Origin of the sequence: Rhodococcus sp. WAY2, assembly GCF_009859915.1 — a bacterium.
In the GTDB taxonomy this organism is placed as follows: Bacteria; Actinomycetota; Actinomycetes; order Mycobacteriales; family Mycobacteriaceae; genus Rhodococcus_F; species Rhodococcus_F oxybenzonivorans.
Genome location: NZ_CP046572.1, coordinates 3,377,476 through 3,401,605, shown reverse-complemented (window position 1 = coordinate 3,401,605; position 24,130 = coordinate 3,377,476). Strand labels below are relative to the sequence as shown.

Genomic DNA, 24,130 nt, shown 5'->3' with positions numbered 1-24,130 from the left:
GGGTCCGCGGTCCATTCAGGAGTAGTACGGGGGCTCCCGGTCGGGATCATCGACGACGACGTCGACCCGCGGGTCGACCAGGAGCCGATCGATGGCATCCGAGCCGGCACCGATCGACGCGAAGTGAGGATCGATGTCGCAGGTCACGCACCATGCGAAATCGGCAGGCCACACGAACGCGGGCGTGGGTGCGCCGATGTCCTGCAACAGTGTCTCGAGCTGGGCATCCCAGTCGGCGCAGTCGCCAACGGTTCCGTGGAACAGGAAGTAGTCGCGGTTCGGAATCGAGATCTTGGGAAACGCATCGTCGGCTGCGAAATTCGGCCACCCGTCCCAGATACAGAAATAGCAGTCGTCAGGTGTGCCGGTGTAGGGGGCGAGGTCGGCCAGCACGACGCCGAGTTGCTCGTTGTCGGACCGCCCCTCCGGATCGCGTTGGGCATCGCCTTCCCTCTGGCCCGGATTGCTGGGGTCCGGGATGAACCGCAAGCGCGCGTACTTGTCGAAGGCGACCGGCCCCCGAGCCGCCAACCGCGACCACTCCTCGTCTCGTTGTTCGAGCCAGCGCGCAGCCGACACATCGACACACCGTGTGATGCTCATGCGACCAGTGTGACCGCTCCGGTGTCGTGGTGTGCCACCGATGCTGTCGAAGCCGGGCAGGTGCCACGGTGACCGTCGTTCGGACGCTACCTGCCGGAGACGTCGGGAAGTGGTCATCCCGGCGAATCTTCGTCGCGAGGCCCGGAAGACGATGGGACAGGATGGGCGGTCAAGTTCGCCACACTGAAATGAATTCGTACCACGGCCCGCCTAGGTGAGTCGCAGTGAAATCATCGAACCCGGCGGGCACACCGTGCGGGCTGTAGGCCCACCCGCTGCTCACCGTCAGTCCGAGTCCGCCGTCCTCGATGAAGTAGACCACGCCATCGTCGCCTGACATGGCGGTGCGGATATCGAACCGGCCGATCTCGAGGTGGCTGTGGAGCGGCTCCGGATCTGCCAGCAACTCGAGCGCCACCCGCTCGAACTCTGCGCGGATGTCGTCGAATGACGGCCGTGGCGCCAGCATCACCGTGGCGACAGCGACGAGTAGGACCGCCGGCGCAGCCGCGATCCACCATGACCACCGCCGGTCTTGGCCGATGACATACAAGGTCTTCACTGCCCACACCAGCGCTTGGACGGCGAGGATCAGCAGCGCCGCTGCACCGAACAACATCGGATCGGCCCAACTCGAGCTGCCGTAGCGAGAGGGCCACCAGTCGCAGTAGATACACACCAGAATCAGCAGTGAGGCAGCGGTCACGGCCAGATGGATCGGTCCGGGAGGCTTGTTCAACTTGACGTCACTCTGCGCGCGAATGGGCGGTCCGGCGGCACGGCTCATTGGTTCACGTTAGCCGCTGTCCGGCGTGGAAATGCGGCCGGAGCGATCGGGGAGAGAAGTAGTGGCCTTCGCGACGATCAGTGGCCACCCCCTACCATTCTCCGGTGACCGATTACGACGATCTCGACATGTTCGGCGGCCTTGACGCCTCCACCCTGCCACCCCGCCAGCAGCGGATCCTGGCAACGATCCGGGACTGGGTGGCTGCACATGGATGCCCGCCGAGCACCCGGCAGATCGGGGATGCGGTGGGCCTTCGGTCGACGTCGTCGGTGTCCAAGCATCTGAAAAGTCTCGAGGAGAGGGGCTTTCTTCGCCGCGGTTCGGCCATGGCTCGGCAATTGGACGTACGCCCGTTCCTCACCGAGGCGAAGCAGGGTCGCTCGTCCGACAACAATGTGACGGTACCGGTGGTCGGCGACATCGCCGCCGGCGCACCGATCCTCGCGGAAGAGCACGCCGACGAGACACTGACACTCCCTCGCGAGCTCGTCGGCTCAGGCACCGTCTTCGGGTTGCGGGTACGGGGCGAATCGATGGTCGACGCCGCAATCTGCGATGGCGATGTCGTCGTGGTGCGCCGCCAGGACGAAGCCCACTCCGGCGAGATCGTCGCCGCGATGATTGATGGCGAGGCCACGGTCAAGGTGCTCCGGCGCCGCGACGGCCACGTCCTCCTCGAGCCCCGCAATCCCGCCTATGCCGCGATTGACGGTGACGACGCAGTCGTCCTGGGCAAGGTGGTATCGGTGATGCGCCGCATCTGAGGTTCGTGCGACCTGAACGATGCAACTCGTCGTGCCGGCTCGTCGCCTCGCACGCGAAGGGCGAGGCGACGAGATCGGCCACTGTGGTGACCAGGCAGCTCAACTTTTGATGAGGTCGTCGATCTGGCCGATCGCCTGCGAAGCACCCTCGACCACGCCCATGTCGAGCACCTGCTGGAGACCTTCGGCAGTTGCGTAGGTGCTCACGTAGGTGGCGATGGTGCTGCCGTGCTCCTCACGGAAGGAGAACTCGTTGGTGGACACTGGCATCGATTCGATCGGGGTGAAATCCGCATCGGCGAATCCGTCGGTGAAGCTGAAGCCGGTCGGCTCATCGATGGAGATGATGTTCCAGTAGCCCGCATGCTTGTCGCCCTCGGGGCCGGTCATGTAATAGGTGACCCGACCGCCCGGGGTGAACTCATGGTCGACCACCGTTGCCGGGTACGTCGGCGGACCCCAAATCTTCTCGAGCTGGCGAGGATCGGCATAGATTTGCCAGATTCGCTCCCGAGGCGCCGCGAACTCGGCGGTGATGGTCAGGGTCAGTGCATCGATGTCGTGGCTGACATTGGTGACAGGCATCGTTCATTCCTTCCGTTGAGGTTGCGTTGCGATCAGTTCGTCGATGCGTGCGATCCGCCCACGCCAGACTTGTTCCAGCTCGGCGAGCATGGACGACACCGCGCGCACTGCTTCGACATCGCCCCTGGCGAGTTGTTCACGGCCACTGCGTCGTTTCACGAGTAAACCGGACTTCTCGAGGACGGCTACATGCTTTTGTACCGCAGCGAAGCTCATGTCGTACTTCGCTGCGAGTGCCGAGACGGAATGCTCGCCGGCCAGTACGCGACGCATGATGTCGCGCCTCGTTCGGTCGGATAGCGCGTGGAACAGGGCATCGGCCTGGTCCTCGTCTGTTTCTGACACACCCGAAATATACAACCGATCGGTTGTATGTGCAAGGGGTGGTCGATTCTCGGATGAGCGTGGGCGGGGGAGCGCCTTTCCTTTTACGAACCGGCCTTCGTGGCTGCCCCCAACTGCACCTGGACGCCGGGCACACCCGGCATACGGCTCACAAATCGTACTTGCGCAACGGCTTCGACATAATTTGTCACCACATGGCATGGAACCCTCAGCGCTGACTCAGGTCTGTACGGCATAGCGGAGGAAGACCATGCCGTTGCCGAATCGGCGTTCGTCGAGCAGTTCCAGCGAATGTCGGATGTCGTCCGGGAACATCCGTTTACCGCCCCCGACCAGCATGGGCGCAAGGTACAGGTGGCACTCGTCGATCAGCTGTGCCTTCCATGCGGAGGCAGCAAGGGTGGCGCCGGACACGTTGAGGTCCTGCGCCGTACTGGCCTTGAGGTCCCGGACCAAGCCCGGGTCGAAGGTGCGCTCGATCCGCGTGCGTGTCGTGGAAACCGAATCGAGACTACGCGAGAAGACGACTTTCTCGGCCGCCTGCCAGATCTGGGCGAACTCTGCGCTCATGGGTGACTGGGCGGCCACTGCCGGATCATTCTCCCAGCCGGTCATCATCTCGTACATAGTGCGGCCGTAGAGGTAGGTCCCTACCTCCCGCTCGGCGACATTGATGAAGTCGAGTACTTCTTCGTCGGGGACGGCCCAATCGAAGGCGCCGGCCAGGTCGGCGATGTAGCCGTCGAGCGACGCCAGGAACGAATAGATCAGCTTGCCCACGCGAGCAACGATAATGCCCACGAGCACCCGCAGCCGTCATTCAGCCGAAACGCTCTGACTGAGAAAGGAATTGGTCCGGAACCATCAGTGGGGCAACCAGGCCGACTTTGCGCGCGCGGACGGGTTGTTCCGCAAGCGGATTTGTACTGGGGACGCCACGGGCGTGATCACTCCAGCGCAGGTACTCCGGGTCCGTCCAAGTCACCCAGCGCCGACTTGCGCCCCGATATCGCCAACAGCAGGGAGAGTGCCGGGCCACAGACTTCTGGGCCATCACCGATCGACACGTCTGCGTCGATGGCCCGCAATCGGACGGGGGCAATGAGTTGTTTCGCACCGCCCAGGGACACCGGGGTCCGCGCCTGGTACTGCAACGACCTGACGACCGCCTCCGACGGATACGTGCGGTTGATGCCCAGCGGCCGTCGGATGTCTTCGCCATGGACGACCTCTTCCACCAGTCTGCTGTCCAGCGGTGCCGGCGGCGTCGACGTGTAGTTGGCTACCTGCTGAAGTCGGGCGAGCGTCTGCTGGGGTGTGGCGCCGCGTTCACGTTCGACGCCCTGGGCGTTCTGGCGATCGAAGTCGAAACGCGCTCGGACCATGTTGCGCACGATGCCGAGTCGGGTGGTCTTCGCGTTGTTGATGAGGTGTGCGGCGACGTCGTGCACGGTCCAGTCGCCGCACAGCGAGGGCAGGGCCCATTGGTCGTCGGTGAGGGCGGTGAGGTCATCGATCAGCGCTGCACGCTCCGCATGCACCATCGGCCAGACAGCATTCATGAAGACAGTCTGGCAAAGACCGTCCTTCACCTGCTGGCCTGGGCCCGTCGCCGTCCCACCCAACGGTCGTTGACGATCCCTATCGAGTTCGGGAAGTCGGCGTCGTGAGACTCCACCTCGGTCTGATGCCCCGGCGGGCGGCAGGGGCCGCCCGCCGGGGAGATCGACTGGTCAGCGAAGGTCACTGCGGGAGTCGGATACTTGGCCGCCCGCGGTGCCGCTCAGGTAGTCGATGGCGTGTGTGACGAGGAGGCATGAAGCCCTCAGTTGCGGCGTCTGTTATTGCGATAGCCGTGCACCGTCGGGGGTGGTAGCGAAGACGTGGGCGTGGGAGGCGTCGATGCGGGCGTGCACGACCTGGCCTTTCTCCGGGGGGTTGCGCCAGTCGACTCGGGCCACAATTGGTTCGTGCCGTCGGCCCACCCGAGTGCGTCCGAAGATGAAGGCTTCCGAGCCGAGTTCTTCAACTACGTCGATCTCGATTTCGTGCCCGGAGTCGGCGAGTTCGATGTGCTCGGGTCGGATCCCGAGGACCACCTCCCGGCCTGCGGCCGCCAGCGTGTTCCTGGGCACCTGAATGAGCTGATCGCCGAAGCTGATTCCCCCATCGGTAACGGGTAACGTGAACAGGTTCATCGAGGGAGAGCCCATAAATCCGGCGACGAACACGTTCACCGGGCGCCGGTACAACTCGCGGGGGCTCGCGCACTGCTGCAGGATGCCGCCCTTGAGCACGGCGACCCGGTCACCCATCGTCATCGCCTCGACCTGGTCGTGGGTGACGTAGACGGTGGTGGTGCCGAGACGCCGCTGCAACTGTGCGATCTGGGTGCGGGTCTGTACGCGCAGCTTGGCGTCGAGGTTGGACAACGGCTCGTCCATGAGGAATACCTGTGGCTGGCGAACGATGGCTCGCCCCATGGCAACTCGCTGCCGCTGCCCACCCGACAGCGCCTTGGGTTTGCGGTCCAGATAGTCGCGGAGGTCGAGCATGTCGGCGGCTTCCCCGACCCGCCTGCGGATTTCGGACTTGTCTGTGCCGGCGAGTTTGAGGGCGAAACCCATGTTCTCGGCGACGCTCATGTGCGGGTAGAGCGCGTAGTTCTGGAAGACCATCGCGATGTCGCGGTCCTTGGGTTCGGAATTCGTGACGTCGCGGCCGCCGATCAGGATCCGGCCGCCGTCGACCTCCTCCAGGCCTGCGAGCATCCGCAGCGACGTGGACTTGCCGCAGCCGGACGGGCCGACGAGAACAAGGAACTCGCCGTCCTCGATATGCAGGTCGAGTTGGTCGACCGCGGGGACGTCGGACCCGGGGAAGAGTCTGGTCGCGCGGTCATAGGTGATTGTTGCCATGAGAAATGAATCCCTCCACCGGCAGGAACGTGCCGGACGATCCGAGTGAGTGAGGTGGGTTGGTGCGCCTGTAGCGCGTGGGGTATGGGTGGTGTCAGGTCGCCGGTGTCGGGCTTTCTGTGTCGGTGTGCGGCGAGTAGCGCGAGGACGTGATGGTGCCGAATTGCGGCCCGTCGGCGTTGTCGAATCCCCAGGTCATCCAGCTGCCGTTTCGTGTCCGCCGCATCTGCACCGCGTACAGGTCCGCGGTATCGACATTCGTCGCGTCGGTGACTGTCCACGGTCCGAGCAGGGACTGTCCCTCGGCGATCCAGGTCCCCGCATCGTGCCCCGCGTGAAGGCTGGTGTTCTTGGGTGCGCAGGAAAACAGCAGGATCGGCTTCCCGTTGACGGTGTGCGCCTGCAGGACTTCCATCTCGCCGAACCCGGCTGGAGTCGAGAGTGGGGGTTCGATGCGCCAGTGGCTCAGGTCGTCGCTGGTCGCGTGGCCCACGACGGCGCGGCCCTCGGGATCGCCGACACCGGCCCGGGCGGTGATCAGCATGTGCCACTGACCGGCATGTTCGAAGACATACGGATCGCGCCACGCTTCGTCCGGCCAGGTGCCCTCGCCGAGGAGTTCGTACCAGCGGCTGTCGGCCTCGAGGACGAGGTCGGGGTCCTTGGTCCAGCTCAGCAGGTCGGTGGAGGTCGCCCGGCCGATGCGTTGTTTGAGGCCGTTCTCGGCCCGGCTCACCCCGGTGTAGAACATGCTCCAGTGCCCGTCCGCGCCGCGGACGACGGAGCCGGTCCAGGTGGCAAGGTCATCGAAGGCCGGGGCATCCGAGGGCACCAGCGCGTCGGCGGTGAGGGTCCATGCCTCGCCGTCCGGAGACGTCGCGTGACCGATGGTCGCGCGGTAGTGGCGGCGTTCGCGGTCCTGGAGGGCGCGTGAGGCGCGGAGAAAGAACAGGTGGTAATCGGTGCCGTCGTCGGTCATCCAACTGTCCCAGACCCAGTGATCGGGAAGGGCGAGTCGCATCATGTCTCCTTGGGGTGCGCGGGAACCGCGGGGCGGCGACCGGAACGTTCGGGGTGTGGGTCGTCGGAAGAAGCCGCGAGTGACCGAGCGTGATCCGGTGCGGGTCCGGTGCTGCCGCGGACGACGAGTGTGGTCGGTGCGGTGACGGCGGTGGGGGCGTCTCCGCCTGGGGTGGGGGCGAGGGTGTCGAGGACGAGTCGGGCGGCGATCTCGCCCTGTTCGCGGACGGATTGGTGCACGGTGGTGAGGTCGGTGAGTGCGGCGAGCGGATGGTCGTCGATTCCGACGACTGAGACGTCCTCGGGAATCCGCAGGCCTCGGCGGCGCAGTGTTCGGATCGCTCCGAGGGCGAGTTCGTCGCTGTGCGCGAACACGGCGGTCGGGGGATCTTCCGGGGCGGCCTCGAGGATGTCGGCCATCGCCTCTGCGGCGTTGATGCCGCCCCAGTCGACGTCGCGGACGAGCGCGTGGTCCACAGCGATGCCCGCGGCGGTCAGTGCGTCGACATACGCGTCCGATCGACCCGAACGTGCCGGCCACCCAGGCTGATCGGGATCATGGGCGGCGATCATGGCGATCCGCCGGTGGCCCAACTCCAGGAGGTGGTCGACGGCGAGCCGCCCGGCGTGGTTGTCGTCGATGCAGACGTAGGGGTAGTCGGCGTTCTGGCCGCCGGCGGCGACGATACCGACGCCCATCAGTGCGAGCCGTTCGCGTTCGCGTTGGTCGACTGGAAACGCGACCACCACTACTGCGTCGACCTTCCGCCGAGCGGGCAACCGGGTGAAGAAGTCCTGGCGATCCTCGGGTCCGCCGACCTGGTACAGCAGCAGGTCGAAGTTTGCTGATGCGAGCACACTCTCGATTCCATTGACCATCTCGCCGAAAAACCAGCGCTCGATATGGGGAACGACCAACGCCACCCGCCGCGTCGGGCCACCGGCCAGGCGCACCGCGTCCGGGGAGATGACGTAGTCGAGGCGGCGGGCGGTGGCGAGAACTTTCGCCTTCGTGGCCGCGGAGACGCCATAGGAGTCGTTGAGGGCGCGTGAGGCTGTGGTCAGCGAGACCCCGGCTTCGCGGGCGACGTCACTGAGGCTCAAAGGTGCAGGTCGTTCGGACACAAGGCTGATGGTAGCGCGAACGACCTTGATTTCGGAAGCGCTTCCGACATATGCTGCGGAAGCGCTTCCGAAATGTGATGCGCGTCTCAATGCGGAGGAGTTATGGACTCACACCACTCGACCCGGCCCCGGTGGGCGCGCAGGTTCGTCGCCCTCGCGGGCGCTGCGATACTGCCGACTGTGGTGGCGTGCGCGCCGCCGGGCAGCGGCAACACCGTGACCGCACCGACCGACCCGATACCGGTGAATATCGATCTCGGCACCGACCCGATCGAGTTGACCTTGTACGACGGGGCAGGCTTGAAAAAGATCGATGAGGCGATGATCGCGGCGTTCACCGAACGCCATCCGAACGTGACCATCACGGCGCGCTACGACCCAGACGAGGTTCAGGCCGTCAACGCCCCGCGGGTGCTCGCGTCGGAGAATCCGCCGGACATCGCGCGGATCATCGCGCTGCCCGCCGCGGTGGCCAACCACCAGCTCACCGAACTCGATCCGTGGGCCGACGCCTACGGCTGGAACGAGCTACCGGAGGAGCAGATGGCCATGTACCGCGTCGGCGCGAACGGTGTGCGCGGCACCGGCCCGCAGTACACGATGGCCAGCGGGTTCACTCTGACGGGGCTCTACTACAACAAGGACCTCGCGACCCGCATCGGAATGACCTCACCGCCGATCACCGTCGAGCAATTCGAGCAGGCTCTGGCGTCGGCGAAGACTGCCGGACTGATCCCTGTCATGGCCGGCAACAAGAGCGCGCAGGTCACATTCCTGGTGCAGATGATGCTGAACAGCGCCCTCGGTCAGGACACGGTCAACGACTGGGTCTTCAACGCTCCCGGCGCCACCCTCGACACCCCCGCCGGGGTCGACGCGGCTGCGGTCGTGGCCGATTGGGCGGCGAAGGGCTACTTCCCCAGCGACACCAACGGCACCGACGCCACCACCGCCGCGGGACGCTTCGCCGCCGGCGAAGCACTGTTCTACGTCTCCGGGAACTGGGATGCCGCGACCCTGCAGACGAAGATGGGCGAGAACGTTGGCTTCACCCTCCCACCCGCGCCTGCCGGGGCACCCGTCCTTGCCATGTCCGACCCGGTGTCGAACTTCGCGATTCCCGCGGGGTCGGACGACAAGAATGCCGCAGCGGCCTTCCTGAACTTCCTCCGCTCCGACGCCGGCCGGCAGGTCGCGGTCGACGCCGGCTTCGCCCCGTCCGGCACCGGCGACGTCCCGGCCACCGCACCCGGCTCGCTGGGTTCCGAGATCCAGGTGGCCTTCAGCAGGTTGGTCGCCTCCGGCGGTCAGGTGCAGTTCGTCCAGAACGCGACCAACGGCATGTCTGGCACCTGGTTACCGCAGGTCCAGATGCTCGTCGCCGGACGAACGACGCCCGACGAGATGATGGCCGCCGTCCAATCCGCCTACGAGCAGGACCTCCTGAGATGACCTCCACAGCACATACCCCCCAGGCAGCCCCTGCCAGGGCGTTCCCGCACCGTGCAGCAACCCGGGCAAGGCGGGACTCCCACGCCAAACGGGCACTGACCGGATGGCTGTTCGTCCTGCCCGCCGCGGCGGTGTACACCGTCTTCGTGCTCCGTCCGCTGCTGACCACGATCTGGTACTCCCTCTACAACTGGGATGGGATATCTGTCGGCAGCTGGGTAGGGCTGGGCAACTATCGCCGGGTACTCACCGACCCGCAATTGCTGTCCTCGATCGGGCACGCGTTCTTCCTCATCGCATTCTTCACAGTCCTTCCGGTGATCGGCGGCCTTCTCGTCGCCGCTCTGCTCCAGGAAATCCGCATCCGCGGCCTCGGAACCCTCACCCGCACCATGCTTTTCCTGCCGCAGATCATCCCCGGCGCGGCCGCGGCCGTTGCCTGGGTGTGGATGTTCTCGAGCAACGGCACCGTGAACCAACTGCTCTCCGCCGTCGGTCTGGGCGGACTCACCCGCTCCTGGCTCGGCGACTTCGACTGGGCACTGCCCGCCGTCGGGATCATCGGCACCTGGCTGGGACTCGGCTTCTGCACCATCCTGCTGATGGCGGGCATCGGTAAAATCGACATCTCGATCTACGAAGCCGCCCGGATCGACGGCGCCGGCTTCTTCAGCACCTTCCGATACGTCACTGTTCCCGCCCTCCGCGCCGAAATCGGCGTCTGCGTCACCGTCACCATCATCGCCGCTCTCGCCAGCTTCGACATCGTGTTCATGTCCACCCAGGGCGGACCCGGCTACGCGACCACCGTTCCCGGTGTCCTCGTCTACCAACTCGGTTTCACCGAATCCCGGGTCGGACTCGCCAGTGCACTCGCCGTCGTCCTTACCGGGCTGATTCTGCTGGTGATCCTGCCGATCCAGCGATTCTTCAGAGAGAAATGATCATGAAAACCTCCGTTCGTGAACGCATACCCGGACTCGTCCTGCTGTTCGGCACCATGATCTTCTCGATCCTGCCGTTGCTCAGCATGCTGACGGCGGCACTGCAGCCCCAGGGCACCGTCCCACTCGGGCTGTCGTGGCCGGCGAACCCGCAATGGCACAACTTCCTCGACGCCTGGCGCGTCGCCGAGGTGACCCCCCTTCTGGTCTCGAGCATCATCCTCGTCGCCGGCGTGGTCCCGGTCGCAGCTCTGTTCGCTGCCATGGCCGGTTACGCGCTCGGCCAGCTGAAGATCCCCGGCGGCAGCGTCGTCTTTCTGCTCCTGCTGCTCGGGTTGACCCTCCCGAAGGAAGCAACGATCGTTCCCCTCTACTACCAGCTGCGCGAGATGAACCTGCTCAATACCCGACTCGGACTCATCCTGGTGCTGATCGGCACGTTCATGCCGTTCGCCGTCTTCTGGATGCGTGCCCATTTCCTGTCGATGCCGAAAGAGCTCACCGAGGCCGCAGACCTCGACGGGGCGGGCCCCTGGCAGGCCTTCCGGCACATCCAAATTCCGCTCGCCGTCCCGGCGCTGGCCTCACTGTGCCTACTGCTGTTCCTGTGGACCTGGAACACCTTCCTCCAGGCCATCGTCCTCATCGACGACCCCAGCAAACGCACCATGGCGGGCGCACTGCAGAATTTCGTCGGCCAATACTCCACCGACGTCGTCCTCCTCAACGCTGGATCGCTACTGATCATGGCACCAACTGTCGTGGTGTTCCTGCTGTTTCAGCGCCACTTCGTCAAGGCGATGATCGCCGGCGCCGTGAAGGGCTGACCACCTCCGGATTTCGAACGCCCACTCCCACAAACACCTTCAGGGGAAATCATGCCCACAGCACGTCAGTGGTGGCACGACGCCGTCATCTACCAGGTGTACCTGCGCAGCTTCGCCGACGCCAACGGAGACGGGATTGGAGACATCAAAGGCCTCCAGAACCGCTTGCCCTATCTCGTCGACCTCGGCGTCGACGCCGTATGGATCACCCCCTGGTACCGATCACCGATGGCGGACGGCGGCTACGACATCGCCGACTTCCGCGACATCGACCCGCTCTTCGGCACCCTCGACGATGCCGACACCCTGGTAGCCGCCGCCCACGCCGCCGGACTCCGCGTCATCATCGACCTTCCCGCCAACCACACGTCCGACATGCACCCCTGGTTCCAGGACGCCCTGCACACCGCTCCCTATTCCCGAGAGCGCGCCCGGTACTTCTTCCGCGACGGGCGCGGCAACGAGGGCGAACTTCCTCCGAACGACTGGATCAGCGCCTTCGGCGGACCGGCATGGACCCGCACCACCAGACCCAACGGACAACCTGGCCAGTGGTATCTACACCTGTTCGCACCCCAACAACCCGACCTCGACTGGACCAATCCTGAGGTTCGCTCCGAATTCACCGACATCCTGCGGTTCTGGTTCGACCGCGGCGTCGACGGCATGCGCATCGACGCCGTATCGGCCATGGCCAAGGTCCCCGGACTCCCGGACGCGGGCCACCCGCCCGGAGCCCGATTCGAATCCAGCACATGGGTCGACAACCCACACTGGGACGTCGACGAACTTCACAGCATCCTGCGCGAATTCCGCATCATCGCCGACACATACGGGCCCGACCGCATGTTCGTCGCCGAAGCGATCGTCCGCAGCCCCGAGCGCCTCGCCCGCTACGTGCGCCCGGACGAACTGCACACCGCCTTCAACTTCGACTTTCCCCGAGCGGGCTGGAACCCGGCAGCGCTGCGCGAGGCCATCGACCGCAGCCGCAACGCGCTCCGCGAGGTCGGCGCGCCCGCCACCTGGGTGCTGTCGAGCCACGACGAGACCCGCCACCTCACCCGATTCGGACGCGCCGACACCAGCACCTTGCCCATGACCCTGATCGCCGGCACCGACTCCGACCTCGTTCTCGGCACCCGACGCGCCCGCGCCGCAGCACTTCTCATGCTCTCCCTGCCCGGCGGCGCCTACCTCTACCAGGGCGAAGAACTCGGCCTCGAGGAAGTAACCGATCTCCCCGAAGGGCTGCTGCAGGACCCCACCTGGGAACGCTCCGGGCACACCATCCGCGGCCGCGACGGATGCCGGGTCCCGCTGCCGTGGGACGGTGACCTCCCACCCTTCGGATTTTGCAACAGCGGGACCCAACCGTGGCTTCCGCAGCCCGACATCTGGAAATCGAAGACCGTGGCCGCCGAATCCAACGACCCCGACTCGATGCTCACCCTCTACCGCACCGCACTTCACTTCCGACGCACACTGCCCGCCCTACGCGGCGACTGCTTCGCCTGGCGACCGATGCCCACCGATGTCCTCGCCTTCGACCGCGGGCCGTCGTTTCGATGCGTCGTGAACCTGTCTCGACAACCGCTTGCAATCGATCCGGACACCACCGTCCTGCTCGCCTCCGCCGACCTGACCGATGTCGGCTATCTGCCACCGGACACCGCCGTCTGGCTGCGCACACACCGATAGGGCGGTGACGCGGCTACACCACCGAAGAACGTGTCGGGCAGAGACAGCCCGAAACCGGACCAGGAAGGAACCGCAGTGAACCCACACCCCCGACCACACCCATCACCCAACCAGCCACACGACACAGTGGCCGACAATCGCCATAATCGCAGCACGCGCAGCCATCGTCGATGGCCGATCAGCTCAGCGTCACCACCACCGCTCGATCGGGAGGTTGAAGAGATCCTCCGCTTCGCCCGAATCTGGGCGCCATACGGTGGAGCCCCCGCCGACGAGACATTCCACCACTTCGGCATGTCGACATCACGCTTCGTCGACAAACTGTGGGAAATCCTTCGTGGTCGCCGACGCCGCCTATATGACGCAGACCAACTCGCCGCCGCCTTTCCGCCGCCCGCGGACAACGGCACACCCGGAAAGACATCCCGAGACGGTGACGAGCAAACACTAACTGGCACAACGGCATACAACTCGTCGAACGATGCGCCCTCATGTGAAGAGGTCGACATGACGGGTATTCCACGCCTCGAATCGGCCCATGATCGGGTCCGTCAGGTGTCGGCCGACTCCCTGGTCCCATAGATCCGGCCGCACGGCAGTAGGAGTTCTGGGCCGGCGCCGATGTCGCCGATCCATCACTGGGCGGCCTCCCGCCTACGTGAGCTCGCGTGAATGCCCACAGTCGAGCAGGCGCAGCGGTGACATTCCTAGGCCTTTCGTAGGGTGCGCGACGGTCACCCTCGGGTACCTGTCGCAGCTACCGAGTGTGCCGCATGCTTGCTGCAGCGACCACATGGCCGCCGAACCTACGGAGCCACCACATGATCCCCAACATCACCGTCCGTACCGCCGCCAACACCTCCTCCTCACGTTGGCGTCGAGTCGCGGCGAGCGCCCTGATCGCCACCGCCGCGACAGTCGGCTCGATGGCCGTGACCGCGCCCGCCGCCCAGGCAGCAACATTCCAGGAAACATGCGTCGCCCATCCCGGGGCATATGCCAGTGGGGCGGTGCTCGGCGTTCACGCTGCTAAGAAGGTCGGCAACAACCGGGAAGAATCCTGCAAGGTGTATGACGCATCAAACAAGCTGCTCGGTACCACATACCAGACCATTTACGGGTTCTACGGAACGTCGCCGCAGGTAAGACCACCGGCTCAGTCAGCTCGTTGATCAACTGAGCGTGACCGCGACAGCCTTTGGTCGATGTCCTCGACACCCGGGCCGGACACGGGCGCTTTCGGCTGTCGTCGTTCACCACCGCTCAGCTGACGAGCCGAGCTGAGCAATCCTGCCGTACGCCCCTCTCTTCCTTCGTGATTCGTTTTTGCCAAACGCTGAGCGGGCATCATCGCGTCTGTCGTGCGGGTCCGGGCATTCGCGCGCTAATCTGCCGTGGTTTCGAGAAGGACCCTGAGCTTGTGGAGGTTCGCGGCGAATTCTCGGCGGAGGCTGGCCGCGACCAGCGGGTCACCGAGTTTGAAGAGGCCTTTCTGCTCCATCTGCATGTGACACGTCAATCGGGTTCCCTCGGCAGTTGCCTGGACCCGATACTCCGCCTCGAAACGACTCGGTCCCGAAGCCCCAGTGAAGGTGATCTTCGTGTTCGGTTCATAGTGGACGTACTCGTTCGTCAGCTCGAGCTTCCGCCCCATGAATTTGCGGACAACAACATGCTTGGTACCCACCCCCGGCGGTCCTTCTGTAACTCGGCGGACCTCCGACAGTCCCTCTTGCCATCGGGGTGCGTTGGTCTGGTCCGCTACAAAGGTGAACACTTCGCCGATCGGACGCGCGATAACGATGCTGTCCTCAACCTCGATCATGACGGCCTCCTGTGCGACCTCGCACCGTCGTGACATCAACTGGGCGGGGTGATGATGACCAGTATCTGCACCCTACTCGAGGAACCTCGTGGGCACGACACCTCGACGAGGGGCACGCGCAAGGGGGAGATATCGAGCAGACTGCTTCGTCGGTGTTGCCCCGGACCGATCCCGTTGACGGCCGGAATCACCAACCGCCGGCCATCAACGTACGGTGCAGTGCGATCTGGGTTACTTGACCATCACGCTCCCAGTGAAGAAGAACGGCGCCGCATTACCGAAGCAGAACACGGTGGCATTGCCTTTCGCGAAACCGCTGAGCTTTCCGGGTCCCGCCCCGAACGCACCGGTCTTGAAATTGAAGGCAGAGTCGAACCCGAAACAGGTCCAGCTCTCCCCGGCCGGCACCACCACCGTCACTTCACCGGCGACTCCCGCACCTAGGGTCGGTACCGCCGTAGCGGTACCCACCCCGAATGCCATCACCGGAGCGATCACGGCCGACGCCACAGCCGTCCGCACTGCCATCTTCCTCATCGTGCCCACCTCGTCTCGCACATCCCCGACTCCGGGGCGAGCGAGTAACGACCCCGAGTGTTTTCATTTCGGGGCCTCCCACCGCTCGCATGACATTCTCGAATTTCCCTGTAAACACGAGATTAAACACATATTTGCTGTTTCTGGAACCGCGTATTTCCGCGCCTTCACCCAGTCGGACGTCCAGTAAATTTGGGCGAGTGTTCAAGAAAGTTACTTCGAATGTATTCGCCGAAAGGTGAAACGTCCGGGACTGTTGATGGCGATAGACGCAATAGGTTGGGGATCCACAGAGAACAACGTTCAACGGAAAGAGGTGACCCGATATGGGTTCTGCAGGAATCGACTTCAGTGTGGCTATCGACGCGTTCCTCAAGTTCCTCAGCATCGCGCTCGGGATCGACATCGGCGTGGGCTGACCAGGGATATAGAAGGTGCCCGAGCGTTTCGGCGCCCCGGAGTCTCCGGGGCGCCGAAACTCGTGTCCACCAGACACTGCGCGCGTAGCCCGAGAATTGGAATAGCCGCGTACTGAACAAACGCCCAAATCAATGGGGACAAGAGCGGAATGAATTTGGACAACTGATCAATTTAACGAAGCAACCCAAAGTCGTCGACCGTCGGCCTCAGACCCTCCCGTCGATGGATACTGGTACTCCATTGCTCGAGCGATATCTCAGGTAAACGGAACAAACCGCAAGAATGGTGGGCCGACCGATGGGGCTGCGAAATCGCCGACTGTGACGGGTGCCCGAATACGAGGAAGGTCGAGTTCGGTATGAACATGTTTTGGGTGATCGCGGTCCTCGAGGCCACGCTGTTCGTGGTCGCTGTGTCTCTTGCTGCGGCGGTCACCGCGGATGCGATCTCTCGACGCAGGCACGGACCGGACGGGGTCGAGGTTGCGGCCTCAGACTCGAAGCCCCCGCTGCTGACCATCGAGGTGGTTGACCGTGTTCGGGACTGGCACCGAGTCGCGGTACGGGCGTTTGCGGTCTGTATCACTGGCTCTGTTCTCGTGGTCGCGGCCGTCGGGATGCTGCTGATCGTGGGTTAGGACTCTCGACCACCCACAGAACCCGCTTTCGCCACACCGAGGCCTACCGCGGCACGCAGTAACAACCGCCCAGACGCGACCACCAAGACGCCGTTCTTCTTCATCGGGATAGAAACCGTGAAGTGACACCGTCTGGTTGACACCCTCGCTCGATGCGAAGACGGGCGTTCCCCTCCAGAGTGATGCATAGCCTGTGGCCAGCTGGTCAGCGGCACGTCGCACGCGGCCCGGATTACGGTGTGCCGGTGTGCCGGGATCGAGGGTGAGGTCCTCGGGGTCGGCGAAGGCCAGGCGTCCGTCGCCGAGGGCGATGGCCCATCGGTACACGGGGGACCACTCGTGCCCCACGACAGCGGACCAGCACCCGCACCCACCGCTACCGTCGCACCCACGGCTACCGGTCACAGGCGCCGGTAGCTTCGCACTCGTGTTTCCGGGCTTGACCCGCACCAGCGCCGAACGATCCGACACGCGCGACGGGTTGCCGGAGGGTAGGGCGGGGTAGTCACGGGCGGTGCACCCTGCGCCGACCGATATCGTCCACGTCGAAGGTGAACACGTATGAGCACAACCGACACCAGCACACTGCTGGCGCGGCTGCGCACCATCCTGGACCTGACCAACACCGAGATCCAGGTCGCCGAGACCCGGGTCGCCCAGGCCAGAATCGAAGCAGTCCGGCGGGAACTGCTCGAGAACGCCGACAACGCCCGCGGCCGGGCCGAGGCCATCGACGCCGCGATCCGCGACCTCGGCGGAATCCCCGAGCTGATCGGGCCGTTCCTGGGACGTGCCGCCGCCGCGGTGAAGACGGTGGTCGAGCAGGCCCAACCGTTCGACGAAGCGCTACTCGGTGACCTGGCCCTCGAACACCAACTCCTCGACCGCACCCGCTACATCAAAGCCCTCGCCACCGCCGCCGGCAGGAAAGACATCGAAAATCTCGCGTTCCGGCTGATCACCGCACACCAGGCCACGGTGGAATGGCTGACCACCGTCTTAGCTGAAGAGGCGCTCGGTGGCCCGGCCGCGTTGCGCCGCACCCGAGCGCACGACCGCACGTGGCGCCCCGGCGCATGACCCGCGACGCATCAACCCCTCCTGCCGCAGTGGAGGAACCCGTGCTGCCGGAACATGGATTCGCGGCGGTCGTCCCGGTCATCGTCCGCGCACCGGTCGCGGTAGTGCCCGCCGCCCTTGCTGCCCCTGCAGATGCCCACCAAGATGACTCCGACAGCACGACCAGCACCACGGCGGCACCGCCGGGTCAACATCATCGTTCGGCCCGAAGCCGGCGTCGCATCCAGAGCCGCCGGTCACCCCCGATCCGACCACGCAACAGCCCGAACCCGACCCGACCGCAGCACCGGAAACACCGGAACCCACTCCCACCGACGAGAGCGAACCGGATACCGAGACCTCGGTACCGTCGACCCCCTGACGCCCACTCGGCGTATGCGAGAAGGCGGAGGCGAGAGGGCTGATCCGAGCGGACGCGGTCGCTCGATATTGCGGTGAACCCGGATCGCCGCTCAGAATTGAAAGTGCCAGGAATCCGCTTCACCTATGGTTCCCTGCGTTTGCCAGGGCGAAGGTCCGCCGCATCGCGGGTGCCGCCACAACGACGTGGGAGGACAATGATGTCCGGTCTCATCCGTAAGAGTCTCGATTCACCAGAGGAAACCCGCCCCTTCGAGGATGACAAGGGCAAACTCGAACTCGTCAACGTCCCTTCCGGCGCTGTGGGTAGGGCCACCTTCCAGCCCGGCTGGCAGTGGTCCAAGCACGTCAAACCGATAGCAAAGACAGACAGCTGTCAAGCGGCTCACATGGGTTACGTCATCTCGGGTCGCATGAAGATCGTCATGGACGACGGCGAGGACATGGAGTTCGGTCCCGGTGATCTCATGGTCTGCCCGCCAGGTCACGACGCGTGGATTCTCGGCGATGAGCCCTGCGTGTTCATCGACTGGACCGGCGTCGCCGATTACGCCAAGCGGTAGCCGGCAGCCCCGCATGTCTGTGATGACGGTGGACGACGCATGCGCCGGGCGACGCCGCATCCGGGTCGGGGGAGCCGGCCGCATCGTTGCCCGCGTCGACCTGCTACCTTGAACGTCGTTCAAGTTCAGGTGGAGGAGTCGTCATGACGGATGTCGGAAGTGCTCGGGTGTCGAGGCTGGGTATTTCAGCGCGCGACATGGCGCAGATCGCGGTGTTCGCCGCGCTGATCGCGGCACTGGGACTGCCCGGCGCCATCACGGTCGGCTTCAGCGGAGTGCCGATCACACTGCAGACACTCGGTGTCATCCTCGCCGGCGCGGTGCTCGGTGCGCGCAAGGGCACAGCCGCGGTCGCGGTCTTCATCGCACTGACCCTGATCGGTCTGCCCCTGCTGTCCGGTGGCCGCACCGGACTGACCGCACTCGCGGGCCCCAGCGCCGGATACCTCGTCGGCTGGATTCCCGCGACGCTGGTCATCGGCCTCCTCACCGCCCGGATCCTCCCGAAGTATCCGATCGCGCTCGGCCTTCTGATCAACGCCCTCGGTGGGATCGTCGTCATCTACGTCTTCGGCACCGTCGGACTTCTGCTCCGCACCGATCTGGGTGTCGGCGCCGCGATCACCACCAACTTCGCGTTCATCCCCGGTGACCTGCTCAAGGTCGTCGTCGCGACCGTGGTCGCCAAGAGCGTGCATCGCGCGTACCCCGGCCTCATCCGTACGTGAGTTTCGAGCTCGGCGGCTCCGGCGATCAGCCAGCTCTCGACTTCGAAGACCGCACCTACACCTACGCCGAACTCGACCGTGCCATCGACCGATGGATCCTCGAGCACGGCCCGGGTACGCCTGCGTACGACGCGTCGACGCTGCCGGTCCCGGATGCGCTGATCTGCGTGTGCGCGGCGGCGCGGCAGGGGACGGCAGTCATCGTCGAGGACCCCGAGGCGCGTCCGGACCGCTCGGTGATTCCACTGTCCGCTTTTCTGCTGGTCGCGACGTCCGGCTCCACCGGCAGGCCGCGTCCGCTCGCGCGCACCGCGGCATCCTGGTTCGACAGCTTTCCGGCATTCACGGCGATCACCGGCATCGACGCGACCGACTATGTGCTGATCACCGGCCCGTTGCACGCCACGATGCACCTGTTCGGCGCAGTGCACGCACTCTGGCGAGGTGCGTGCGTCACCGACGACCCATCCCGGGCGACGGTGGTGCACGCCGTTCCCGCCGTCCTGCGGGACGTGGTCGGGAAGGCGCCCAAACTCCGCACGGCGATCGTCGCCGGCACCGCCCTGGACGACGGCGCCCGCGCGGTGGCGGACGGCATCGACATCGTCGAGTACTACGGCGCCGCGGAACTGTCCCTCGTTGCGGCGCGCCGGGTGCCCGAACCGCTCCGGCTGCTCGACGGCGTCGACGCCGACATCCGCGACGGTCTGCTCTACGTCCGGTCGCCGTACTGCGTGATCGGAGTCCCGGAGTGGTTCGGCGTCGGTGACCTGGCCGAACTCGGCGACAACGGTGAGCTGACGGTGCGCGGCCGGGGCGAATCCGCGATCAACGTCGGCGGCACCACGGTGGTCGCCGAGGATGTCGAGCGCATCCTCGAGACGCTCGACGGTGTCGCCGCGGCCGCCGTCGTTGGATCGCCGCATTCGGTGCTCGGCGAGACCGTCACCGCCGTGGTAGAACTCGACGGCACTGCGGAGATCGGGGAGATCCGTTCCCGCGCGCGCCGCACGCTGACGAAGGAAGCGCTGCCCCGCCGCTGGGTGCCGATCGAGTCGATGCCGCGGACCGCCAGTGGCAAGGTCGCCCGAGGCCGAGTGAGAGACTGGCTGGCATGAGCTCTGACCCTGTTCTGGTGGCGCCGCGTCGGACGCCGATCGGCAATGCCGGGCACGGGTTCGCCGATCTGACCACCACTGATCTGGCGGCCCCAGTGCTGCGCGAGGTTCTGACGTCGCTACGGGAGTCGGGCATCGATGCCGAGGCCGACGATGTCGTCCTCGGCAACTGCCTCGGACCGGGCGGTGACCCGGCGCGGGTCGCGGCGCTGCAGGCGGGGATGGGTGTGGAAGTTCCCGGAGTTACCGTCGACCGGCAGTGCGGTTCCGGCCTCGACGCGGTGATGCAGGCAGCGCTCCGTGTGCGCAGCGGCGCCGACGAGCTGATCCTGGCGGGAGGAGTCGAATCGGCAAGCACGGCGCCGTGGCGGTTCTGGCCGCCGGTGGTGGGCGCCGATCCGGTGCGGTACACCCGCGCTCCCTTTGCGCCGCAAGGCTTTCCCGACCCCGACATGGGAGCGGCCGCCGACGATCTCGCGCGGGTGCGCGGCATCAGCCGTGAACGGCAGGACGCGTACGCGGCGCGGTCGCACACGCTCGCGGCCGCCGCCGACTTCTCGTCGGAAATCGTCCCGATCGGTGACATCGTGCGGGACCAGCGCATTCGCGCAGGCATGACCGAGACCAGGCTCGCGCGGCTGCGCCCCAGTTTCGGTGCCGGCGGAACGGCCACGGCGGGCAACTCCTGCGGCATCTCGGACGGCGCCGCCGTGCTGGCGGTGACGACGGAGTCGCTGGCCGCCGGACTGCCTGCGCTGCGAATCCTCGGATCCGCCGTCGCGGGATCGGACCCGGCGCTGCCCGGACTCGGACCGGTTCCCGCGATCCGCAAACTTCTGAACAGAACCGGATACGACGTGGCGGATCTGGGCGTCGTCGAGATCACCGAAGCCTTCGCGTCGGTGGTGCTGGCGGTGTCGGACGAACTCGGCCTGGACGAGTCGGTGATCTGCCCTCAGGGCGGCGCCATCGCCATGGGACATCCGTGGGGCGCGTCGGGTGCGATCTTGTTGGTGCGCTTGGCAAGTCAGATGTTGCGCGAGGGCGGACCCACGCTCGGGCTCGCGGCCTGCGCCATCGGCGGCGGACAGGGCATCGCGATGCTCGTGGAGCGTGTGTCGTGAGTGAGATCGTCTTCGATTCGGTGACCCACGCCTTCGGGGACCGTCCGGTGCTGCGCGGCGTCGACCTGCGTTTCTCCGAGCGCCGGGTCGGCATCATCGGTTCCAACGGTTCCGGCAAGTCGACGCTGGCGCGGATGATCAACGGATTGCTGAAGCCCACCTCCGGCACCGTCACGGTCGACGGTGTCGACGCCGCCAGAAAGGGCGCGCAGGTGCGACGCAAGGTCGGGTTCGTGTTCACCGACCCCGACACTCAGATCGTCATGCCCACGGTGTCCGAGGACCTGGCGTTCTCGCTGCGCCGCTCCGGTCTGAGCAAACAGGAGATCGCCGGTCGCGTCGAGGAGATCCTGGTGCGGTTCCGGCTCGACCAGCACGCCGATCACCCCGCGCACCTGCTGTCCGGGGGCCAGAAGCAGCTGCTCGCCATCGGTGCCGTCCTCATCCGCAGGCCCGAGGTGGTCATCGCCGACGAGCCGACCACACTGCTGGATCTGCGGAACGCCCGCGTCGTCGCCGAAGCACTCGATTCGATGGACCAGCAGGTGATCGTCGTGACCCACCAACTGGCGTTGCTGGAGAGCTTCGAACGCGTCATCGTCATCGACGACGGTCTCGTCGCGTTCGACGGCAGTCCGGACGACGCCGTTCCCGCGTACCGGCAGTTGGTCGAATGATCGGCCTGTACCGCCCGGGCGACTCACTCCTGCACAAGATGCCCGCAGGGCTGAAACTGCTGCTGTTGATCGCGTCGATCGTCGCGGCCACCGTGTTCGTGCGCACCCCGCTCGAGGTCGGTGTCGTCGTCCTGGTGGTGGGCCTGCTGTTCGCGGTGGCCTCCATTCCGTGGCGGGTCGCCGTGGCGCAGTTGCGTCCGGTGGTGTGGATGTTGGTGATCATCGCCATCTTTCAGGTGCTGATCACGTCGCCCGCGCGGGCGGTCGTCGTGTGCGGGGTGCTGTTGATCTCGGTGGCGCTCGCCGCGTTGGTCACGCTCACCACCCGGGTCACCGACATGCTCGACACGGTGTCGCGCGCACTCGGGCCGTTGCGGAGGTTCGGGGTCGACCCGGACCGGATCGGGCTTCTGCTCGCGTTGGCAATCCGGTGTATCCCGCTGCTGACGGGGATCGTGCAGGAGGTGGCGCAGGCGCGGAAGGCACGCGGGTTGCAATGGTCGATGACGGCGCTGGCCACACCGGTTCTGGTGCGTGCACTCCGGACCGCGGATGCGATGGGCGACGCCCTCGTCGCACGGGGAGTGGACGATGACTGAACTGCTCGCCGAGCGTGTCGCTCGACGGGCCGCCGAGAACCCGGAGACGACAGCGGTCGTGTCCGCACGCGAGATCGTCGACTACGGCCGGTTCTGGTCGCGGGTCACGCGCACCGCCGCCGGGCTCGACGGCATGAACCGGGTGGCGGTGCTGCCGACGTCGGATGTGGGGTCGCTGGTCGCGGTGACGGCGGCGATGCACGCGGGAGTCAGCGTCGTGCTGCTGCACCGCCACCTCCTGCCCGCGCAGTTGACGCGGGTGCTCGAGCTCGCGAAACCCGGTGCCGTGGTGGCCGCGTCGCAGCAGCACGCCAGGTTGCGGAGACTGGGATTCGACGGGACCGTCGAGACGGCGGAGAGCCTCGAATCCGACGGCGCCGCGGACCGGGCGCGTCCCGACACCGAACTGCTGGTCGGCATCACGTCCGGCACCACCGGTGAGCCGAAACTGTTCGTGCGCAACCAGCGATCGTGGGCCACCACCCTCGACCGCTCGGACGCGACCTTCGACATCGGTCGCGGGGATCGTGTGGCGGTGCCCGGAGTCCTCGACCACACCCATTTCCTGTACGGCGCGCTGCACGGCCTCACCCGCGGGGCGACGGTGGATCTGCGCCCGGTCACGCACTCGCTGCGCGACGCGGCGACACATCTGTACTCGGTACCCACCATCGCGTGGGATGTGGTGCGGTCGGGGATCGGTCCGGTCGGCAGCGTCCGCGAGGTGCTGTCCTCGGCGGCCCGGTGGCCGCGCACCGGGCGTGAGGCATTGCAGGAGGTGCTGCCCAACGCATCGCTCGTGCACTTCTACGGCGCCTCCGAACTGAGCTTCGTATCGTTCGACCGGGGTCTCGGCGCCGCCGACGAGCATGCGGCAGGCGAACTGTTCGACGGCGTCGACGCAGAGATGCGCGCGGGCCTCGTTCACGTGCGCAGCGACATGCTGTTCGACGGCTACCTCACCGAGGACGGCGTGGTGAACGGCCCCGCCGACGGGTGGATGACGGTAGGGGACCGCGGCCGCGTGACAGGCAACAGCCTGCAGTTGTTCGGCCGCGACAGCGACACGGTGATCCGGGCGGGACTCAATGTGGAACCCGCGGCCATCGAGGCGGCGTTGACCGCGCTTCCCGGGATCACGGAGGCTGCGTGCGTCGGTGTACCGGACAGCCGGATGGGCGAGGCACCGGCCGCCGCGATCGTGGTCGACGGCCGCGGGCCGAGTTCCAGCGAGATCTGGCGGCATCTGCGCGCCACGCTGCCCAGCCCGAGCATGCCGGTTCAGGTACTCGCGGTCGACAGTTTGCCGCGCACCCCGCGCGGCAAACTCGATCGGCGGACGCTCGCCGCCACCCTGTCGGCGTCGCGGGACCGAAATCCCGCGTAGC

25 protein-coding genes and 1 pseudogene are annotated in these 24,130 nt (G+C 65.9%); 15 read left to right on the top strand and 11 right to left on the bottom strand.

All coding sequences use genetic code 11. The features are described 5' to 3' along the window. Positions 1-15 precede the first annotated feature (15 nt). Together GFS60_RS15630 and GFS60_RS15625 are read right to left on the bottom strand one after the other, a co-directional pair. The gene (locus GFS60_RS15630) at positions 16-603 is read right to left on the bottom strand and encodes a hypothetical protein (protein WP_159922559.1); all 588 of its coding nucleotides are present in this window, start codon (positions 601-603) and stop codon (positions 16-18) included. A 169-nt stretch (positions 604-772) separates the two neighbouring features. Then, the gene (locus tag GFS60_RS15625; RefSeq protein ID WP_159922557.1) at positions 773-1,390 is read right to left on the bottom strand and encodes a DUF1109 domain-containing protein; all 618 of its coding nucleotides are present in this window, start codon (positions 1,388-1,390) and stop codon (positions 773-775) included. 128 nt (positions 1,391-1,518) lie between these two features. On the opposite strand from GFS60_RS15625, the gene lexA reads away from it, so the two are divergent. After that, the gene (gene lexA / locus GFS60_RS15620; protein WP_236603502.1) at positions 1,519-2,157 is read left to right on the top strand and encodes a transcriptional repressor LexA; all 639 of its coding nucleotides are present in this window, start codon (positions 1,519-1,521) and stop codon (positions 2,155-2,157) included. Between the two features lie 99 nt (positions 2,158-2,256). On the opposite strand, the gene GFS60_RS15615 is transcribed toward lexA, so the two are convergent. The 7 genes from GFS60_RS15615 to GFS60_RS15585 all read right to left on the bottom strand — a co-directional run bounded on the left by GFS60_RS15615 (position 2,257) and on the right by GFS60_RS15585 (position 8,150). Beyond that, the gene (locus GFS60_RS15615; protein WP_159922553.1) at positions 2,257-2,742 is read right to left on the bottom strand and encodes an SRPBCC family protein; all 486 of its coding nucleotides are present in this window, start codon (positions 2,740-2,742) and stop codon (positions 2,257-2,259) included. 3 nt (positions 2,743-2,745) lie between these two features. Beyond that, entirely contained in the window at positions 2,746-3,087 is a 342-nt protein-coding gene (locus GFS60_RS15610; protein ID WP_201453385.1) for an ArsR/SmtB family transcription factor, read from the bottom strand. A gap of 219 nt (positions 3,088-3,306) precedes the next feature. Then, entirely contained in the window at positions 3,307-3,867 is a 561-nt protein-coding gene (locus GFS60_RS15605; RefSeq protein WP_159922551.1) for a dihydrofolate reductase family protein, read from the bottom strand. Positions 3,868-4,034: 167 nt separating this feature from the next. Next, positions 4,035-4,649 (bottom strand): maleylpyruvate isomerase family mycothiol-dependent enzyme, encoded by a 615-nt coding sequence (locus GFS60_RS15600; protein WP_159922549.1) that lies wholly within the window; start codon positions 4,647-4,649, stop codon positions 4,035-4,037. Between the two features lie 279 nt (positions 4,650-4,928). Then, positions 4,929-6,005, bottom strand: a complete 1,077-nt coding sequence (locus GFS60_RS15595) for an ABC transporter ATP-binding protein (protein WP_159922547.1) — start codon at positions 6,003-6,005, stop codon at positions 4,929-4,931. A 94-nt stretch (positions 6,006-6,099) separates the two neighbouring features. Next, complete coding sequence (locus GFS60_RS15590) at positions 6,100-7,029, bottom strand: glycoside hydrolase family 68 protein (protein WP_236603152.1); 930 nt, start codon at positions 7,027-7,029, stop codon at positions 6,100-6,102. Then, a complete protein-coding gene (locus GFS60_RS15585; protein ID WP_236603151.1) occupies positions 7,026-8,150 on the bottom strand; it encodes a LacI family DNA-binding transcriptional regulator in 1,125 nt (374 codons plus the stop codon). Before GFS60_RS15585 ends, GFS60_RS15590 begins: the two co-directional genes overlap by 4 nt. 102 nt (positions 8,151-8,252) lie before the next feature. On the opposite strand from GFS60_RS15585, the gene GFS60_RS15580 reads away from it, so the two are divergent. The 5 genes from GFS60_RS15580 to GFS60_RS15560 all read left to right on the top strand — a co-directional run bounded on the left by GFS60_RS15580 (position 8,253) and on the right by GFS60_RS15560 (position 14,246). Then, on the top strand, positions 8,253-9,602 hold the full coding sequence (locus GFS60_RS15580) for an ABC transporter substrate-binding protein (protein WP_159922545.1): 1,350 nt from the start codon (positions 8,253-8,255) through the stop codon (positions 9,600-9,602). Further along, positions 9,599-10,546, top strand: coding sequence for a carbohydrate ABC transporter permease (locus tag GFS60_RS15575; RefSeq protein WP_159922543.1), 948 nt, complete (start codon positions 9,599-9,601; stop codon positions 10,544-10,546). Before GFS60_RS15580 ends, GFS60_RS15575 begins: the two co-directional genes overlap by 4 nt. A gap of 2 nt (positions 10,547-10,548) precedes the next feature. Further along, entirely contained in the window at positions 10,549-11,373 is an 825-nt protein-coding gene (locus GFS60_RS15570) for a carbohydrate ABC transporter permease (protein ID WP_159922541.1), read from the top strand. Positions 11,374-11,424: 51 nt separating this feature from the next. Further along, the gene (locus GFS60_RS15565) at positions 11,425-13,074 is read left to right on the top strand and encodes a glycoside hydrolase family 13 protein (RefSeq protein ID WP_159922539.1); all 1,650 of its coding nucleotides are present in this window, start codon (positions 11,425-11,427) and stop codon (positions 13,072-13,074) included. 821 nt (positions 13,075-13,895) lie between these two features. Further along, complete coding sequence (locus GFS60_RS15560; protein WP_159922537.1) at positions 13,896-14,246, top strand: hypothetical protein; 351 nt, start codon at positions 13,896-13,898, stop codon at positions 14,244-14,246. 212 nt (positions 14,247-14,458) lie between these two features. Here GFS60_RS15560 and GFS60_RS15555 read toward each other — a convergent pair whose 3' ends face one another. Next, complete coding sequence (locus tag GFS60_RS15555; protein WP_159922535.1) at positions 14,459-14,899, bottom strand: SRPBCC family protein; 441 nt, start codon at positions 14,897-14,899, stop codon at positions 14,459-14,461. A 231-nt stretch (positions 14,900-15,130) separates the two neighbouring features. Further along, the gene (locus tag GFS60_RS15550) at positions 15,131-15,436 is read right to left on the bottom strand and encodes a hypothetical protein (RefSeq protein WP_159922533.1); all 306 of its coding nucleotides are present in this window, start codon (positions 15,434-15,436) and stop codon (positions 15,131-15,133) included. Positions 15,437-16,214: 778 nt separating this feature from the next. On the opposite strand from GFS60_RS15550, the gene GFS60_RS15545 reads away from it, so the two are divergent. The 9 genes and pseudogenes from GFS60_RS15545 (at position 16,215) to GFS60_RS15505 (ending at position 24,129) form a co-directional block, all read left to right on the top strand. Continuing rightward, complete coding sequence (locus tag GFS60_RS15545; RefSeq protein ID WP_159922531.1) at positions 16,215-16,493, top strand: hypothetical protein; 279 nt, start codon at positions 16,215-16,217, stop codon at positions 16,491-16,493. A gap of 561 nt (positions 16,494-17,054) precedes the next feature. Beyond that, a pseudogene (locus GFS60_RS15540) lies at positions 17,055-17,537 on the top strand (ferritin-like domain-containing protein); the annotation flags it as partial. A gap of 596 nt (positions 17,538-18,133) precedes the next feature. After that, positions 18,134-18,496, top strand: a complete 363-nt coding sequence (locus tag GFS60_RS15535) for a cupin domain-containing protein (protein ID WP_109335112.1) — start codon at positions 18,134-18,136, stop codon at positions 18,494-18,496. A gap of 143 nt (positions 18,497-18,639) precedes the next feature. Continuing rightward, on the top strand, positions 18,640-19,224 hold the full coding sequence (locus GFS60_RS15530; RefSeq protein ID WP_159922529.1) for a biotin transporter BioY: 585 nt from the start codon (positions 18,640-18,642) through the stop codon (positions 19,222-19,224). After that, complete coding sequence (locus tag GFS60_RS15525; protein ID WP_159922527.1) at positions 19,221-20,342, top strand: class I adenylate-forming enzyme family protein; 1,122 nt, start codon at positions 19,221-19,223, stop codon at positions 20,340-20,342. Before GFS60_RS15530 ends, GFS60_RS15525 begins: the two co-directional genes overlap by 4 nt. Then, a complete protein-coding gene (locus tag GFS60_RS15520; protein WP_159922525.1) occupies positions 20,339-21,466 on the top strand; it encodes a thiolase family protein in 1,128 nt (375 codons plus the stop codon). Before GFS60_RS15525 ends, GFS60_RS15520 begins: the two co-directional genes overlap by 4 nt. Then, positions 21,463-22,143: an energy-coupling factor ABC transporter ATP-binding protein gene (locus GFS60_RS15515; protein ID WP_159922523.1), complete on the top strand. Its 681-nt coding sequence runs from the start codon at positions 21,463-21,465 to the stop codon at positions 22,141-22,143. The genes GFS60_RS15520 and GFS60_RS15515 overlap by 4 nt, the downstream gene beginning before the upstream one ends. Beyond that, complete coding sequence (locus GFS60_RS15510; protein WP_159922521.1) at positions 22,140-22,742, top strand: energy-coupling factor transporter transmembrane component T family protein; 603 nt, start codon at positions 22,140-22,142, stop codon at positions 22,740-22,742. The genes GFS60_RS15515 and GFS60_RS15510 overlap by 4 nt, the downstream gene beginning before the upstream one ends. Then, on the top strand, positions 22,735-24,129 hold the full coding sequence (locus GFS60_RS15505; RefSeq protein ID WP_159922519.1) for an AMP-binding protein: 1,395 nt from the start codon (positions 22,735-22,737) through the stop codon (positions 24,127-24,129). Before GFS60_RS15510 ends, GFS60_RS15505 begins: the two co-directional genes overlap by 8 nt. Position 24,130: the final 1 nt, after the last annotated feature.